Origin of the sequence: Hydrogenophaga sp. 5NK40-0174, assembly GCF_040372165.1 — a bacterium.
In the GTDB taxonomy this organism is placed as follows: Bacteria; Pseudomonadota; Gammaproteobacteria; order Burkholderiales; family Burkholderiaceae_C; genus Hydrogenophaga.
The window spans coordinates 440665-456567 of record NZ_BAABWG010000004.1 but is presented as its reverse complement, the minus strand read 5'-3'; the positions used below and the strand labels follow the sequence as shown (position 1 = coordinate 456567).

The window sequence follows — 15903 nt, the reverse complement described above, 5'->3', positions numbered from 1 at the left end:
ATAGAGGAAATTCCCACTCGGGAAAATTGTACTGCCCGAGCCGAAGAAGCACTGTCTACAACCAACCGTCACACCAAATGCACATGGAACAACCAGCGACGCAGCCCAATCAGCCGTCTGTTGCACTGCCCGTGAACCTCGTGGCAGACCTGCAGGACTCGTTGATCATGGCAATGACTGACCTACAGCGGCTCGAGGGGCTGCTAGACCATGCAACTGGCAACCTGATGGACCGCTTCGGCACCGCCAATCGGGCACTCAGTCACCTGACAGTCAACCAGGACGACGACCTCAGCAATATCCGCAAGAGTCTGCATCAGGCCGTGACGGAGCTGCAGTTTCACGACATGGCCACCCAGCTGATCGTGCACACCGGCAAGGTGCTGCAGGGATGCGCCTTCCGCCTGGCCAATGAGGCCATGGAGCCGGAAGAAGACGAGATTCCCGTCGACATGGACCCCATGCCGGACAGGCCGAGCCCTGTCACACAGAGCGAGATGGACGCCGGTTCCGTCGAGCTCTTCTAAAGCCCCCGATCCCACCAGCCGATACAGATACGAACAACGGAGTACTTCCATGCAATCCATCCTCGCAGTCGACGATTCGGCCTCCATGCGGAAAATGGTTTCGTTCACCCTCACAGGCGCTGGCTTTCACGTGGTGGAAGCGGTGGACGGAGAGGACGCGTACGAAAAGGCACAGTCCCATGCCATCGATCTGGTCCTGACGGACCAGAACATGCCTCGCCTGGACGGCCTGGGCCTGACGCGCAAGCTGCGCGAACACCCCAAATTCGGTTCCACCCCCATCCTGATCCTGACCACCGAGTCGAGCGATCAGATGAAACAGGCCGGCCGCAGCGCTGGCGCGACCGGGTGGCTGGTCAAACCTTTCGATCCGGGCCGCTTGATCGAAGTTATCCAGAAAGTCATCCGCTGACCGTGCGAATGAGGGAGTCCTGGAGTCACACATGGGTGAAATGACAAACGAAAGCCAGAGCGCAGGCGACAACTTCGACCTGACGCAGTTCTACGCCATCTTCTTTGAAGAGGCGTCCGACAACCTCGACCAGATGGAGCAAATGCTGCTGGCGCTGGACGTGGACGCCGCCGACGACGAAGAACTCAACGCGATCTTCCGCTGCGCACATTCCATCAAGGGCGGCGCCGCCACGTTTGGCTTTGCCGATGTGGCCGAGATGACCCACAAGATGGAGTCATTGCTTGACAAGCTGCGCCGGCACGAGCTCAAGCCTACGGCCGAGATGGTTGACGTACTGCTCGAAGCCTCCGATGCACTCAAGCTCCAGCTGGCCAGGCACCAGGGCAAGGACGTGGAGTTGCCCGACTACTCCGATCTGGTGCAGCGCATTTTCGACCTCGCCCAAGGCGGCGGGTCGGCACCGGCGCCCGCGCCCGTGGCAGCTCCTGTGGCTGCGCCGGCGCCCGTTGCGGCGCCAGCTCCTGCCCCCGTTCCGGCTCCGGAAGCTGCTCCCGCTGCACCCGCTTCTCCCAAAGTGGCAGTAGCTCCGGGCGAACGCGTTCTGGAGATCCACATCGGCCCCATCGACAGCGTCAGTCAGGCCGACCCCATCGCCGAACTGTTCCGTGACATCGACGGCCTGGGCAAGATCGAAACCCTGCCATGTGACCAGACCGACAAACGCGTCTTTCAGGTGGTCACCACCAGTGCTGACGACGACCTGCTGGACCTGTTCACCTTCCATGTCAGTCGTGAGCAGATTCAAATCATCGACAACACGGCCGAAGAAGAGCCGCAAGCGCAGACACCTGAAGCGCCCGCTCAGGCGGCGGCACCGGTTGTGCAGGCCGCCAAGGAAGAAGATGACGGGTTCGGATTCTTCGATGGTGCACCGGGCACGCCCGGCGCGTCAGCTGCGCCTGCCCAGCAAGAGGAAGCCCCTGCCACTCCCGCGCCTTCTGCACAGGATGCACCGGCACAGGCACAGGCACAGGCATCGGTACCCGCACCCGCTGTAGAAGCGGCGCCGGCACCGGAAGCCACCTCTGCCACAGCCGCATCCAAAGCCAAGGCACCTGCAAAAGCCAGCTCTTCGTCCTCCATGGAGTCGAGCACGCTGCGCGTTTCCGTGAGCAAGGTCGATCAGCTGATCAACCTCGTGGGCGAACTCGTTATCACCCAGGCCATGCTGGCGCAGAAGAGCCAGGAGCTGGATGTCAGCGCCAACCAGCCACTGCTCGCAGGTCTGACGGACCTCGACCGCAACACCCGCGACCTGCAGGAAGCGGTGATGTCGATTCGCATGATCCCGATGTCGGTGGTCTTCAACCGGTTCCCGCGCATGCTACGCGACCTGGCGTCCAAGCTGGGCAAGAAGGTCGAGCTGATCACACACGGCGAAGCCACCGAGCTGGACAAGGGTCTGATTGAAAAGATCACCGACCCCCTCACCCACCTCATCCGCAACAGCTGTGACCACGGCATCGAGATGCCGGACGAGCGCACAGCCAAAGGCAAGCCAGCCAACGGCACCATCACGCTCTCGGCATCACACCAGGGTGGCTCTATCCTGATCGAGGTTCGCGATGACGGCAAGGGCCTGTCACGTGAAAAGCTCATTGCCAAGGCAAGAGACCGCGGTATCGATGCCCCGGACTCGCTCACTGATGGCGAAGTCTGGAACCTGATCTTCGCCCCTGGCTTCTCCACGGCCGACCAGGTCACCGACGTGTCCGGGCGCGGCGTCGGCATGGATGTGGTCAAGAAGAACATCACGGCGCTCGGCGGCACTGTGGAGATCGACTCGGCTGAAGGCTACGGCATGAGCGTGAAGGTGCGCCTGCCCCTGACCCTGGCCATCATGGACGGCATGTCGGTCCGCGTGAGCGACGAGGTCTACATCCTGCCGCTGGCAAGCGTGATCGAGTCATTCCAGGTCAACCCGGCGGACATCAACACTGTCGCACAAGGCGCCCAACTGGTGAAGGTGCGCGACGAATACATGCCTGTCATCGAACTGGAGCGTGTTTTCCAGGTGCCCCGGTTCGAGTTCAACCAGACCAGCCCCATCATGGTGGTCGTCGAGGCCGATGGTGCCCGCGTGGCGCTCATGGTCGATGAACTGCTGGGACAACAGCAGGTGGTGATCAAGAACCTGGAGACCAACTACCGCAAGGTGGACAACGTTTCTGGTGCGACGATTCTGGGCGACGGCACCGTGGCCCTGATTCTCGATACCTCCGGACTCGTCCGGCGCTCACGCCATTGACGAATGACCACGCATGAGCCGCTCTTTCGCCCCACACGGGCCTATTGACCAGATCAATCGATCATGCTGCAAAGTACTGCAAGACCGGCCAAGCCAACTGCCTTTCCGGTGCCAGCGAGCACCGGTGGCGAACCGTTGGCCGAAGGTCGGGAGTTTGTCTGGTCCAGCGCCGATTTCACCCGGATCAAGGCGCTGATCTACAAAAAGGCGGGCATCAGCCTGCACGACGGCAAACATGCCATGGTGTACAGCCGCATCTCCCGGCGCCTGCGGGAGACGGGTCACACCAGCTTCAAGGACTATCTCGACTGGATCGAAGCGCACGACGGTCCCGAATGGCAGGAGTTCATCAACGCCCTGACCACCAACCTCACAGCCTTCTTTCGCGAACAGCATCACTTCGAGATTCTCAAAGAGACCCTGTCGCGCGAGAAGTCACGCGACTGGAAGATCTGGTGCTCTGCCGCCTCCACAGGAGAAGAGCCCTACTCCATCGCGATGACCGCCACCGAAGCGCTCGGCCCAAGCGGGCGATTCACGCTGACCAACAGCGACATCGACACCAAGGTGCTCAGCAACGCCGCACGGGGCATCTATCGAGCCGAGAACATCAAGGGGTTGAGCCAGGAGAGGCTGCAACGCTTCTTCATGCGTGGAAAGGCCAGCAATGCCGGCCTGCTCCGTGTCAAGCCAGAGCTGCAAAAGCACATGAACTTCTTGACCGTCAACCTGATTCAGGATCTGCCGTTCAAGGAGTCTTTTGACGTTGTCTTCTGCCGCAACGTCATGATCTATTTCGATGGCCCGACACAGCGGGCCGTCCTTGAGCGCATCCACAAGGTCATGAAGCCAGGCGGTCTGCTGTTTGTCGGCCATGCCGAAAATTTCAGCGACGCACGCAACCATTTCGCCTTGCGCGGGAAGACTGTTTATGAACGCCTCTGAAGCCAGCGCCCTGTCAACGCCGCGCGCGGCCGCCAGCTCTGCAGCCCTGGCTGCGGCAAAGGCAGCCACTGTCTCGCGCATTGACGAACTCAAGCGCCAGTCACGCAAACCCGGCGAAGCGTCGTTCTTCTACCACGACCATCACTTTCGCCACGATGCGGTCAAGGTGCTGCCTGGCGAGTACTTCGTGACCGGTCACGACATGGTGCTGATGACGGTGCTCGGCTCCTGCATTGCAGCCTGCATATGGGACCCGAAAGCCCGGGTCGGCGGCATGAACCATTTCATGCTGCCTGAAGGCGGCTCGGACACCTCCGGCCGATACGGCTCGTATGCCATGGAACTGCTGATCAACGAAATGATCAAGCTTGGCGCCCGGCGCGAATCCATGCAGGCCAAGGTATTCGGCGGCGGCCAGGTCATGCACAGCTTTACCACGATGAACGTCGGAGAGCGCAACACACAGTTCGTGCTGGACTACCTCCAGACCGAACGCATTGCCGTGGTCTCCAAGGACGTGCTCGACATCTACCCTCGCAAGGTCTGCTACTTCCCGACAACGGGCAAAGCCATGGTCAAGCGGCTCGCCCACTCTCACCCCGAAACGCTCGAGACACAGGAGCGCAAGGGCAGTGCAGCCGTCGTGGCACAGAACACCGATGGTGGATCTGTCGACCTTTTCTGATGGTGCCATTGCGATAGGGAGGAAACAGAAAAATGGCCAAAATCTCAGTTGTGGTGGTAGACGACTCAGCGCTGGTACGCAGCCTGCTGTCGGAGATCATCAACCGGCAACCCGACATGGTCTGCGTGGGTGCGGCCAGCGACCCGCTGGTGGCCCGGGAGATGATCCGGGAGCGAAATCCGGACGTCATCACACTGGATGTCGAGATGCCACGCATGGACGGGCTGGAGTTCCTGTCTCGGCTCATGCGGCTTCGCCCCATGCCGGTGGTCATGGTCTCGACCCTGACAGAGCAAGGGGCCGACATCACACTTCGTGCCCTGGAAATGGGGGCAGTGGACTATGTGGCCAAACCAAGAATCGGCGTGGCCAGCGGACTCAACGAGCTTGCCCACGACATCGTCGACAAGATCCGTGTCGCCGCCAGCGCCAAAGTGCACAAGCACATTGCGCCGCCACCGACCGGACCTGCGCCAGCCAGCCCTGGACCCAACACAAACAGTCCCGCGCCTGCAGCGACCAGCAAACCCCTTCCCAGGTTGTCGACCGAGAAGATCATCTGCATTGGCGCTTCCACCGGTGGCACAGAAGCCATCCGCGAAGTGCTGATGCCGATGCCACCCGATTCACCGGCCATCGTCATCACGCAGCACATGCCCCCGGGCTTCACGTCAAGCTTTGCAGCCCGGCTCAACAACCTCTGCCGCATCCGCGTCTCTGAAGCACGCAACGGCGAGCGCTTGCTGCCCGGTCATGCCTACATCGCACCCGGCGGCCACCATTTGCGGATCGATCGCAGCGGCTCGAACTATGTGGCCGTGGTGGAGGACACCGAGCCAGTCAACCGGCATCGTCCCTCCGTCGAGGTGCTCTTCAAGTCTGCAGCCCGCGTACTGGGACAGAACGCACTTGGCGTGATGCTCACGGGCATGGGCGCCGATGGAGCCGAGGCCATGCGTGAGATGAAGGACGCAGGAAGCTACAACTACGTGCAGGATGAAGCGAGCTGCGTCGTTTTTGGCATGCCCCGCATGGCCATCCAGCACGGAGCCGCCCACGAAGTGCTGCCGCTGGCACAGATTGCACCTGCTCTGCTCGGCCGCCTGGCCAGCACGCCTGGTGGCGTGCGCCATCGAATTTGAGCAGCGGCAGACAGCAATGGCCATGCACCGAACCGTTCAGACAGCAGAGGTACCCGACATGACGAACCCATCCGCCATCGATTTGAAACGCAGAGACATGATCGTCGGCGCAGCAGCAGCTGCCGCCGGCATGCTGCTTCCCATGAGTGGATGGGCACTGGATACCCCCAAGGGGCGTCCCATTCTGACGCTCAGTGGCAACATCGGCGAGCCCAACAACGGCGAAGAAGCACGGTTTGACATGGCCATGCTTGCGGCCATGGAGCAACACAGCTTCATCACCCACACCCCGTGGTACGACCAGCCGCGCAAGTTCACCGGTCCACGCCTGATCGATGTCCTCGATGCCGTCAAGGCAGACGGCGCCAAGATCAAGGCGCGCGCCATCAACGACTACGCGATCGAGATACCCGTCTCGGATCTCAAGGCGCACGATGTCGTGCTCGCCCGTCTCCTCGATGACAAGCCCATGGCCATTCGGGAGAAGGGACCTTTGTTCGTCATCTACAACTTCGACAGCAGCGCGGAGCTTCGCAAGAGCACGTACTACGAGCGCTGCATCTGGCAACTCAAATCCATACAAGTGATCTGACCATGAGCAAGCTGACCAGCATTGGAACCTGGCGTTCGCGGCACTGGTTTGCCGCGCTTGGCATCATGCTGGCCATCACCTTGACGCCGCTGGGGTGGATCCAGTGGCAGCAGACCCGGCTGCTCGCCGACATGGCCAGCAACCAGCTCGACTCCATCATGTGGCAGGCCTACCAGGCAGAACGTGAGCTGGACCGACTCAATCAGACGGTGCACACGACACTGGACAACCTGCCAGTGGGAGACACCTACGCGCTGCAGGAGCGGTACGAAATCTACATCAGCAGAGTGGATCTCCTCCGGCAAATGCCCCGACGCGATCTCATTGAGAAGGCAGCGGACTTCAACGCACTGGAGAAGCAGACGCAGCATTTCCAGGCCTGGGCCGACCCCATCTTTGCCGACCCGGACAACCTTCGGCAAAACGCAGTGCTTCTGGACCTCCAGTCCCGTATCGGTAGCTTGCACCCCAGCATGGTCGACCTCACCTGGAACGCCAGCCGTGCTGTTTCAACCTTCGTGGACGAGCGCAACCGTCAGTTGCGCGAGCAGTCCGTCAAGATTCTCGTCATGGCCGTGGTCAACACGGCAGCACTCATCGCCTTCGTGCTGGTCCTCGTGCACAACGTGCGCAAGCAACAACGACAGAACCGCCAGCTCACCCAGCTGAGCAACGAGCTCACCGTCGCCCGGGATGAAGCCGAATCGGCCAACCACGGCAAAAGCGTATTCCTGGCCAACATGAGCCACGAGATCCGGACACCGTTCCAGGGTCTGCTGGGGATGCTGACGCTGCTGGCCGAAGGCAAGCTCAACGTGCAGCAACGCGACTACCTGCGCACGGCACAGGACTCAGCCCTGCACCTTCTGGGCATCCTCAATGACATCCTGGACGTCTCCACGATGGAGTCGGGCACGCTCAAGCTCTCTCCGACCAGCACGCCTCTTCACAACACAGTTCGCGAGGTTGAGTCCCTGATGCAGGTGGCTGCGCACGAGAAGGGGCTGCGCCTCGCCGTGGAAGTGGACAAGGACGTGCCGCAATGGGTCATGGCCGACGCCACACGATTGCGGCAAATCCTGTTCAACCTCATCAACAACGCCATCAAGTTCACCAATGAGGGCGAGGTCACGGTGCATTGCTCCATGGAGCCGGCGGGCACGCCTGGCGCACCGAAGTCCCGGCGGCGAGTGATGCTCACCATTGCCGACACCGGCGTCGGCATGGACGAAGAGACCGTCGAGCATCTTTTCACCCGCTTCTTCCAGGCCGACAACTCTCTCCGCCGTCGCCATGGCGGCACCGGGCTGGGCCTGGAGATTTCCCGCAACCTTGCGCGGATGATGGGTGGCGACATTCATGTGCGTTCGACGCAGGGCGTTGGCACCATCTTCACTGTCTTGCTCGATTTGCCAGAGGCTGCCGCGCCTGCCAACGTGGCGACCGAGCGCGAACTCAAGGGCATGCTGCTGTCCAGCGACGCGCCGCGCCTGCGCATCCTGGTGGCCGAAGACCACCCGGTCAACCTCAAGTACATGAACATTCTCCTCGACCGCATGGGACACGACGCAGTGTTCTGCAGCAACGGAGAAGAAGCCCTCACCCTGCTCGAACGAAGCTCGTTCGACGTCGTCCTGCTCGACTATCACATGCCTGTCCTCGACGGGCTGGCCACTGCACGCGCCATTCGCTCACTCAACGGGCCAGCCGCCCGCATCAAGATCATCATGGTCACGGCAGATGTGGTGAACGACACCCGCAAGAAAGCCATGGATGCCGGCGTCAACGAGTTCGCCAGCAAACCGCTGCAAGCAGAAGACCTTCGTCGCGCGCTGGCCAAATGCGGCCTGCTCGGTGATTTCCGGCTGACCACCGGATTTGGCGAGCTGGTCGACGCAGTCGCGTCTTCGCATGCGCCGATCAGCCTTCCAACGCCGCTGGATGGCCAGGATGCCGACTCTGACGAAGGGTCTGCTGCGACGATGGACGATCGCACACCGACCCACGGTCTCGACAGTTTCAGGCGTTTCGAGCATATCGAGGACATTCAGGCTTCGAACCAGCCGGAAGACCCGGCCAGGCTTCCACTCATCGACTCCGAAGCCTACGACGAGATGCTCTCGCTGATGCCACGGGAGTCACTCAGGGAGCTTCTCGGGTCGCTGTTTTCTGCGCCAGATGGTACCGTTGAGCGCCTGATGCGGGCCCTGCAAACTGGCGTCCGAGAGGACATTGCGCACGAGTCCCATCAACTCAAAGGCACGTCCATGCTGGTCGGCTTCCGCAAGCTCGCACGCACAGCGGCCGAGATAGAAGGCCTTGCCCGCAGCACAGACGCACCCATCCATGCCCACCTGGCCGGGCAGCTGTCCCGTGAAGCCAAAGACACGGTCGAAGCGATGGAGTCTTACGACTACCCCGACACCGCCTGGGCCACCAACTGACCGGACGCCCGTCGCCGGGCCGGCCAGCACCCCGTCTTCACGCTGACTTTGCCGAGCTGCCAGAAGGATACCTGGCACGCGAGGCCATGCCTGGGAACGACGGATCACTGCGTCACTGCGTCACTGCATCACTGCAAGTGCATCTCTCCTGACCTCCCCAAACCGGTGCACAAGCCCGACCGCAAGCACAAGCCTGGTGTCGACGCGTGAAACTGCTCCAGATCGCATCGGCGAAAGCGGATTCGGAAGTGGATAAAAATGAGTGGAAGTGGGAATGGGAATGGGAATGGGCGGAGGACATCAGAGGGTTACGCACAGCGCGCCACTCCAGGGCGCACAAAGCGCCATTGCACACGCGTTCGTTCGCCCTGAAACGCGATGTGCGGATCGATCTCGATCAGGCGCGCTGGTCGACCAGGTAGCCCGAGGTTGGCTGCTGGCGACTGCCCTGCCCTTTGGCATCGTATGCCTGGACCGGTCCGAGATCAGGGGCAGCCATGGCGCCTGCGGCCTGAAGCGCCGCAACAGCCTCCGATTCCGATGACACGGATTCGAACTGCGGCATCTCTGCCGAACTGTCGTTCAACAGCGGCGCTGGCTCGACTGGTGCTGCAGCCCCTGCGGCGACAACCACAGGGTCCGGGCTGGCTGCTGCAGCGGCAGTCGCATCGTTTGCCGCATCCGCCGCGGGCAAATCCTCGACCTTGAGCGCGCGCTCTACCACGGCTGCACTGGCCTGCCATACGCTGGAGAGCACTTCCCGCAGCTGTTCGCGCAGTGCCTGCGATCGCTCCACGGCGTCTTTTTGCTCCTGAGCCACGCGTTCGCGCTCTTCGTCAGCAGACACTTCCTGGGCAGCAGCAGCCGAATCCTGACCATCTTTCTGTTCGGGGTTCTGGCGCGGCAAGAGAGGCGCCGCTGAGGCCTCCTGCTGTTTCTCTGTCCCTGCACGGCCATCGCTGCCCTGAGCGCTGCGATCAGGGCGCTGCGCACCATGACCTTCCTGGCCATAGCCCATACCCGCCTGAGGATTGTCGGCCCCGGACTGAACGCCCGAAACTGGCACCACTGGCGGCGTAGGAGAAACAGAACTGCTGGCCGGCGATGCCGGCAACGAATAATTGGAACTTGGAATGCTCAACATGGCACACCTCTACTGAAAAACAACCCTCCCAGACGAAGACAAGCCTGGTGGTCCACTGTTTTTCGGCAGGTGAGCCGACGAATTAAGGCCTTTTTTTGCCGTTAATCCGAACATTAAGACTTTAAAGTTCCATTTTTCACCTCACGAGTGGAACCGCACGTCGTACTTACTGTTCAGTGAATGCTTTTTCGTGCATCCATGCCGCATGCTTGGGCGCCCGTTTGGTCTTCGACCACTCCTCCAGCATGTCCCATTTCACTTCGTCGAGCTTCTTCATCATCTCGGGCGTGCCGGTATTGGCCGACAGCTCGAGGCGGTGCCCGTTGGGGTCAAAGAAGTAGATCGACTTGAAGATGGTGTGGTCCGTCACGCCCACCACCGGGATGCCCGCAGCCTCCAGCCGAGACTTGGTCGCTTCCAGCTCTGCGACAGTTTCGACTTCCATGGCCAGGTGCTGGACCCAGTCAGGGGTGTTCTGGTCGCGACCCATTTCGGGTGAGTTCGGCAGTTCGAAAAACGCCAGCACGTTGCCTGCCCCGGCGTCCATGAAGATGTGCATGTAAGGGTCGGGGGCATGTGTGGACGGCACCTGGTCCTCTGCGATGGCCAGAACAAAGTCCATACCGAGGTGCTTCTGATACCACTCCACGGTTTCCTTGGCGTCTTTGCAACGATAAGCCACGTGGTGAATCTTGCGAATCTTCATGATGCGTACTCCGTAGTCGAGGGGTTCAGGTCACACGCCTTCGCGCGCCACCGCCAGTGCTTCGCGCAGGACGGCAATGTCGCCGACCTGGTTGGCCAGCACCAGAATCAGCTTGGCGTTGAGCATCTGGCTTTGCTCGTCGGACAGGTCGCGATGGGCATCGATCAGTGCTTCATAGAAATCGTCGCCGGGCGTGTAGTCGCGGAAGTAGCGCACGCCAGGCTCGGCCAGATTGGGTTCGGTCTTCAGTGACATATCTTGGTCTGCTTTCCCCACGGCTCAGGCAGTGGTCATTTCGGCAGAAGCAACCGCCGAGAGGTTTTTCCCGACGGCCTGTGCCAGTGCCTTCTCCACACCCCCCAGATCCGGGGTTCGCCAGCGAGCCGCCACAATCTGGTCAGGGCGCACGAGATAGCACGTCCGTTCCTGGGCATCCAGCCTCAGCTTGACCATGCCCTGCACATCGGCGATATCGTTGTGCTCCCCGGCACCCACTGTCAGCAGTTCAACGCCCGGTGTCATGGCGGCCAGGCTTTGGCGCAGGCCCGTCGCCTCGGCTTCGGTCAATTCATAAGCGAGCAATGTGAAGCCTTGCCCCAGCTGGCCGAGCAGCCAGCTGTCCTGGCCATCGCGCCGGATGGGGGCATCCGCGATCGCGGCTCCTGGCACCATGTCCCCATGGAAGCCATCCTGGTCTGATGTGTTCAGGGCAGAGCCCACCAGAAACGCTGGCACGCTCAGGCGACCGGAGTTGACCAGCTTGCGGGCAAAAGGCTGCGTCCTGGCCAGCTGCAGCGCCGCATTGCGAAACAGGCGACTGACCTCGCTCTTGGGTGTGATGAAGTCCGTGGACCGTGTCGAATTGCGAATGTTCTCATCCGCCGCGTAGGCACGATCAACGTCGTACGTGTCCAGCAGTGCGTCGGGAGCCTCACCCTTCATCACCAACGCCAGCTTCCAGATCAGGTCGTCCGTATCCTGGATACCGGAGTTGGCGCCGCGCGCACCGAAGGGAGAGACCTGGTGGGCCGCATCGCCCGCAAAAAGGAGACGGCCATGACGGAAGTTCTTCATGCGCCGGCATTGGAAGGTATAGATGCTGGCCCACTCCAGCTCGAAAGGCCGGTCCTTGCCCAGCATGGCCTGCACCCGTGGAATGATGTTCTCGGGCTTCTTCTCTTCTTCCGGGTCGGCTTCCCAGCCAAGCTGAAAATCAATTCGCCAGACGTTGTCACTTTGCTTGTGCAGCAGCACCGACTGGCGCGGGTGAAATGGCGGATCAAACCAGAACCAGCGTTCTGCCGGAAAGTCCGCTTTCATGATCACATCTGCGATCAGAAACCGGTCTTTGAAGACATGCCCCTCGATGTCCAGTCCGAGCTGGCGCCGAATCGGGCTGCGAGCGCCATCGGCAACGATGACCCAGTCGGCGTCGATGTCGAAGTCACCATCCGGCGTGGTCACGCTCACCCTTGCGCCATCGGCAGCAGGTTCAACATGGGTCACCCGGTGATTCCAGCGGATGTCGGCCCCCACATCGATGGCTCGATGCACCAGCGCCTCTTCCAGGTGATATTGCTGCAGGTTGATCATGCCTGGCCACTGGTGGCCGGGCTCCGGAACCAGGTTGAAGTGATAGACCTCTTCCTCTTTCACAAAGGTCCGGCCCACGTTCCAGCTCACACCCTTGGCACGGATGGGTTCACCCACCCCCAGCCTGTCCAGAATCTCAAGGGCGCGTTTGGCATAGCAGACCGCCCGCGATCCAAAGGACACACTGTCCTCTTCGTCAAACAGCAGAACGTCCAGCCCACGCAAGCGGGCATCAATGGCCGCCGCGAGGCCTACCGGACCCGCTCCGATGATCACCAGCGGCCTGCGTTGCGGCGCATCCACCATCAGATCAGCGGGTCCACGGTACTTGAATCGAGGATAGGTATAGGTCCCCACAGCAATGTCTCCTGCTACTTTCTCACAAGGCTTTATCTGAGGAATGCACTGTAGCCGAAAATTCCTTATTAGTAAACCTGTTGCACTAATCGAAATTCGCGTATTCGGATGGCAGGGTTGTTGCAAGGCATTTTTCGGCCCTTCGCTCTACCATCGAAAGCGAAGAGCAGGTACCAGAACACATGCCGCCACCCTTGCGTCCGGACACTGCTCACGGCAGGGTCTTGCACAAGAGCCCGAAAAACCTCCTATAGTGGGATCGTCGGTCCCGCCTGAGAGAAAAGCCCGAATGCCAACATCAGAACAAGAAGTCCCCGTGCAACGCCGCTACATGTACATGAGCCATGCAGTCAGTCCGTTCTCCCCTGACGATCTTGCAGCGCTGGCCATGAGCAGCCAGCGTGAAAACGGCCGGCGCAGCATCACGGGCATTCTGGTGCATCTTGAAGGGCATTTTCTTCAGCTGGTAGAAGGGCCTGCATCAGCCATAGGACAGCTCCAGAAGAACCTCAAGGCCGACACACGGCATCGTGATGTCACTGACCTTCTCGATGAGCCTGTGGGCCGCCGCCTCTTTGACGGCTGGACACTGGCCACCGAGCGCCTGTTTCACCGGCCTGACGCTCCGACCAGCTTTGCCATGGAGGTGGCCCGACGCCTGTCTCGCGTCGCTCACTCCGACAGCGATTTCCAGGTACTGGGCATGCTCGCCCGGTTCTGGGGCGACTTTGCCGACCTCATCACCTTGTCAGAGCAGCAGACTCAGTGGCATGACGCCGTACTGAACAAGGCACCCTGAACTCTAGCTTGGGCCGAAGGCGGTGGCGGGGCTCTACCGGCTAGAAGGCGGCGACCTGTTCCAGCGCGCTCTCGGCCTACGCCCGCTTCCCAGGGGCTCCGTGGCATTTGCCACCAAAGCCAGTCACAGATCGATGCAGGATAACTCCTCAAGGGAGTGCAGATGCTGGAGAAGTCCGCCCCCCGCCAATCGGGCTGGATGCCCCGGCACTGCGTCAAGTTATGGCAGTTCATTCAGAGCAGAAAGAGCTGCGGCAAAGGCGTCGTCAACCCACCCACTGCCTTGCGGAGCCCGCGTGTTGGTTGCAGCAGCCAGCGCAGCACGTCCGTCCCGCGGAATCAGAGTCAAACAGGTGTCGCCCTCGGTGGCACCGGTGTGCGTCAAGGCCCGCCCTTTCTGACCCTGAATGCACTGCCAGCCCATTTCATAGCCCTCTGCCGGTGCGCTTCGGATTCGCTTCCAATAGGGTTCCGGCAAGCCAGCGTTCACCCCCTGAAACTGCAGGACATGGGCTCGCAGCCACCGCAACTGGGACGCCATGGGCGTCGACCATCCCCCCGCTGGATGGAACCAAGCTTGCCACCAGGGGAGGATATCTTTGTCCGGCATGGCCACTGGATGCAAGTAGCCTTTCGCCCCCGCATGCCCCGCTGGTTCGTCTGCCAGAGCCTGACCATCCACCCGGAAGCGGCCATGCAAACCCATCTGATTCACTACCACGTCTTCGAACAGTTGCTCAAATGAGCGGCCAGACACAGCTTCCATCATGGCTGCAAGCACCATGTAGCCGGCGTTTGAGTAGCTGAAGGATTGACCTGGCAACTGGCCAGTCACGGGCGCTCTTTGCAGCAGCCATCGGGTAGCGACTTGCCTGCACTCACTCACTGACATGCCCGGCGGGTGCATGGACACCACCTGAACCTGAAAGTCCTCCAGCAAGCTGCCATCCGTGTCGCCCGAAATCCAGGGCAAACCACCCGTGTGGTTGACAAGGTGTTCGACCGTCAACTGCATGAGCATGGGGTGCATGGTGGTGGCCGCTTGGCTCAGGACATCGGCGACCCGTGTGCGCCACGTCAACCGGCCACTAGCCACCAGCTCACCTGCCACCGCAGCCGTCAAGGCTTTGGTACACGATCCCAGCGCCATGCGATCATGAGCCGCCAATGGTGTTGGTTTCGCCAGCCTCTTGCGCCCCGCCACAGCCCACTGCAAGTGGTCCAAGTCCGTCATCCCCAGCACAAAGCCCACGGCACCAGCCGTCACACCGGCATCGGCTCCGGCCTGTAGTGCCTTCTGCAGGGTCTCGTCGTGGCTCAAGTCATCGTCACTGGCCAGGGCGGCATCGCTTCCGCCGCAAGCCGTCACACTCAAGCCGCTGAGCAATGGCACACTGACCACGCCCCCCAACCACCGGCACCAGACTCGCCGAGTCATGTCGCTCATGTCGATCTCCATCAGGTTTGAACATGATTGGCATTGTTCGAAACCTGCCTGAAGGTTGGCCAAAGAAACCAGCCGCGACCTTTGGTGAATCTTTGGGAAACCCGTCAAGCTTCACGATAGAGTCAGAACATGAACGCCTTGTTGATTGAAGACGACCTCGACCTTGGACAGGCTTTGTTGGGTTCCTTACCCAGAGACGGCATTGAAACGGTCTGGATCCGGACGGCCACTGATGCTCGACAGCATGCGATCGAGCACATGGACCTTGTCATCCTCGACCTTCGTTTACCTGATGGCGACGGATTGGCACTGCTGCAAGAATGGCGCGCCAACCGGCAAACCACGCCTGTCCTCATCATCACGGCCAACGCCGAACTGTCCGACAGGCTTCTCGGTTTGAACCTGGGTGCCGATGACTTCCTGGTCAAACCATTCGCCACGCCCGAGCTCATTGCCAGAGCCTGGGCCATTCATCGCCGGCACCAGCGACAGGCCAACGCCGAATGGCGATTTGGACGTCTGAGCATCATGCCCAAGACTCGAGAGGTGCATCTGGATGGAAGAGATGTGGCTTTGTCAGACCGCGAGTTCCAGATTCTCCTCATCCTCGCGGGTCGACCAGAGCAGATTGTCACCAAATCATCCTTGGGCGAGAGACTGTCTCCTTTTGGCGAGCCGGCCTCGGACGCCACCATAGAAGTTCATATTTCCAACTTGCGGCGCAAGATCGGCACCGGGCTCATTCGCACCGTGCGTGGCGTTGGCTACCAGTTCCGGTCCCCGGCTTGACTGCGCTTATC

The 15903-nt window shown here is 61.0% G+C and carries 15 protein-coding genes; 10 read left to right on the top strand and 5 right to left on the bottom strand.

What is annotated here, in order from left to right:
• Positions 1–83: 83 nt before the first annotated feature.
• The 8 genes from ABWV89_RS15560 to ABWV89_RS15525 all read left to right on the top strand — a co-directional run bounded on the left by ABWV89_RS15560 (position 84) and on the right by ABWV89_RS15525 (position 9058).
• Positions 84–527 carry a hypothetical protein gene (locus ABWV89_RS15560; RefSeq protein WP_353398724.1) on the top strand — a complete coding sequence of 148 codons (444 nt, stop codon included), beginning with the start codon at positions 84–86 and terminating at the stop codon, positions 525–527.
• A 49-nt stretch (positions 528–576) separates the two neighbouring features.
• Positions 577–939, top strand: coding sequence for a response regulator (locus tag ABWV89_RS15555; protein WP_353398722.1), 363 nt, complete (start codon positions 577–579; stop codon positions 937–939).
• Positions 940–970: 31 nt separating this feature from the next.
• Positions 971–3250 carry a chemotaxis protein CheA gene (locus ABWV89_RS15550; RefSeq protein WP_353398719.1) on the top strand — a complete coding sequence of 760 codons (2280 nt, stop codon included), beginning with the start codon at positions 971–973 and terminating at the stop codon, positions 3248–3250.
• Between the two features lie 63 nt (positions 3251–3313).
• Entirely contained in the window at positions 3314–4195 is an 882-nt protein-coding gene (locus ABWV89_RS15545; protein ID WP_353398717.1) for a CheR family methyltransferase, read from the top strand.
• Positions 4182–4880, top strand: a complete 699-nt coding sequence (cheD, locus tag ABWV89_RS15540; protein WP_353398714.1) for a chemoreceptor glutamine deamidase CheD — start codon at positions 4182–4184, stop codon at positions 4878–4880. The genes ABWV89_RS15545 and cheD overlap by 14 nt, the downstream gene beginning before the upstream one ends.
• A gap of 32 nt (positions 4881–4912) precedes the next feature.
• Positions 4913–6022, top strand: a complete 1110-nt coding sequence (locus ABWV89_RS15535; protein WP_353398711.1) for a protein-glutamate methylesterase/protein-glutamine glutaminase — start codon at positions 4913–4915, stop codon at positions 6020–6022.
• Positions 6023–6080: 58 nt separating this feature from the next.
• Complete coding sequence (locus ABWV89_RS15530; RefSeq protein WP_353398708.1) at positions 6081–6614, top strand: putative pterin-binding protein; 534 nt, start codon at positions 6081–6083, stop codon at positions 6612–6614.
• 2 nt (positions 6615–6616) lie between these two features.
• A complete protein-coding gene (locus ABWV89_RS15525) occupies positions 6617–9058 on the top strand; it encodes an ATP-binding protein (protein ID WP_353398705.1) in 2442 nt (813 codons plus the stop codon).
• A gap of 397 nt (positions 9059–9455) precedes the next feature.
• On the opposite strand, the gene ABWV89_RS15520 is transcribed toward ABWV89_RS15525, so the two are convergent.
• From ABWV89_RS15520 to ABWV89_RS15505, 4 genes are all read right to left on the bottom strand, one after another.
• Positions 9456–10202 carry a hypothetical protein gene (locus ABWV89_RS15520; protein ID WP_353398702.1) on the bottom strand — a complete coding sequence of 249 codons (747 nt, stop codon included), beginning with the start codon at positions 10200–10202 and terminating at the stop codon, positions 9456–9458.
• 166 nt (positions 10203–10368) lie between these two features.
• Positions 10369–10908: a VOC family protein gene (locus tag ABWV89_RS15515; protein ID WP_353398696.1), complete on the bottom strand. Its 540-nt coding sequence runs from the start codon at positions 10906–10908 to the stop codon at positions 10369–10371.
• Between the two features lie 30 nt (positions 10909–10938).
• Positions 10939–11163 carry a DUF2783 domain-containing protein gene (locus tag ABWV89_RS15510; RefSeq protein WP_353398693.1) on the bottom strand — a complete coding sequence of 75 codons (225 nt, stop codon included), beginning with the start codon at positions 11161–11163 and terminating at the stop codon, positions 10939–10941.
• A 24-nt stretch (positions 11164–11187) separates the two neighbouring features.
• Positions 11188–12807 (bottom strand): FAD-dependent oxidoreductase, encoded by a 1620-nt coding sequence (locus ABWV89_RS15505; protein ID WP_502903240.1) that lies wholly within the window; start codon positions 12805–12807, stop codon positions 11188–11190.
• Positions 12808–13147: 340 nt separating this feature from the next.
• Between ABWV89_RS15505 and ABWV89_RS15500 the strand changes: the two genes are divergently transcribed.
• Positions 13148–13657, top strand: a complete 510-nt coding sequence (locus ABWV89_RS15500) for a BLUF domain-containing protein (RefSeq protein WP_353398689.1) — start codon at positions 13148–13150, stop codon at positions 13655–13657.
• A gap of 219 nt (positions 13658–13876) precedes the next feature.
• On the opposite strand, the gene ABWV89_RS15495 is transcribed toward ABWV89_RS15500, so the two are convergent.
• Positions 13877–15103 carry a serine hydrolase domain-containing protein gene (locus ABWV89_RS15495; RefSeq protein WP_353398687.1) on the bottom strand — a complete coding sequence of 409 codons (1227 nt, stop codon included), beginning with the start codon at positions 15101–15103 and terminating at the stop codon, positions 13877–13879.
• A 129-nt stretch (positions 15104–15232) separates the two neighbouring features.
• Here ABWV89_RS15495 and ABWV89_RS15490 point away from each other — a divergent pair, with 129 nt between their 5' ends.
• Positions 15233–15892, top strand: coding sequence for a response regulator (locus ABWV89_RS15490; protein ID WP_353398685.1), 660 nt, complete (start codon positions 15233–15235; stop codon positions 15890–15892).
• The last annotated feature ends 11 nt before the right edge of the window (positions 15893–15903 follow it).

Excerpts from the sequence above, each read along its gene's own strand:
- ABWV89_RS15560 (WP_353398724.1), top strand. The coding sequence starts at position 84 with ATGGAACAACCAGCGACGCAGCCCAATCAGCCGTCTGTTGCACTGCCC.
- ABWV89_RS15555 (WP_353398722.1), top strand. The coding sequence starts at position 577 with ATGCAATCCATCCTCGCAGTCGACGATTCGGCCTCCATGCGGAAAATG.
- ABWV89_RS15550 (WP_353398719.1), top strand. The coding sequence starts at position 971 with ATGGGTGAAATGACAAACGAAAGCCAGAGCGCAGGCGACAACTTCGAC.
- ABWV89_RS15545 (WP_353398717.1), top strand. The coding sequence starts at position 3,314 with ATGCTGCAAAGTACTGCAAGACCGGCCAAGCCAACTGCCTTTCCGGTG.
- cheD (WP_353398714.1), top strand. The coding sequence starts at position 4,182 with ATGAACGCCTCTGAAGCCAGCGCCCTGTCAACGCCGCGCGCGGCCGCC.
- ABWV89_RS15535 (WP_353398711.1), top strand. The coding sequence starts at position 4,913 with ATGGCCAAAATCTCAGTTGTGGTGGTAGACGACTCAGCGCTGGTACGC.
- ABWV89_RS15530 (WP_353398708.1), top strand. The coding sequence starts at position 6,081 with ATGACGAACCCATCCGCCATCGATTTGAAACGCAGAGACATGATCGTC.
- ABWV89_RS15525 (WP_353398705.1), top strand. The coding sequence starts at position 6,617 with ATGAGCAAGCTGACCAGCATTGGAACCTGGCGTTCGCGGCACTGGTTT.
- ABWV89_RS15520 (WP_353398702.1), bottom strand. The coding sequence starts at position 10,202 with ATGTTGAGCATTCCAAGTTCCAATTATTCGTTGCCGGCATCGCCGGCC.
- ABWV89_RS15515 (WP_353398696.1), bottom strand. The coding sequence starts at position 10,908 with ATGAAGATTCGCAAGATTCACCACGTGGCTTATCGTTGCAAAGACGCC.
- ABWV89_RS15510 (WP_353398693.1), bottom strand. The coding sequence starts at position 11,163 with ATGTCACTGAAGACCGAACCCAATCTGGCCGAGCCTGGCGTGCGCTAC.
- ABWV89_RS15505 (WP_502903240.1), bottom strand. The coding sequence starts at position 12,807 with ATGGTGGATGCGCCGCAACGCAGGCCGCTGGTGATCATCGGAGCGGGT.
- ABWV89_RS15500 (WP_353398689.1), top strand. The coding sequence starts at position 13,148 with ATGCCAACATCAGAACAAGAAGTCCCCGTGCAACGCCGCTACATGTAC.
- ABWV89_RS15495 (WP_353398687.1), bottom strand. The coding sequence starts at position 15,103 with ATGAGCGACATGACTCGGCGAGTCTGGTGCCGGTGGTTGGGGGGCGTG.
- ABWV89_RS15490 (WP_353398685.1), top strand. The coding sequence starts at position 15,233 with ATGAACGCCTTGTTGATTGAAGACGACCTCGACCTTGGACAGGCTTTG.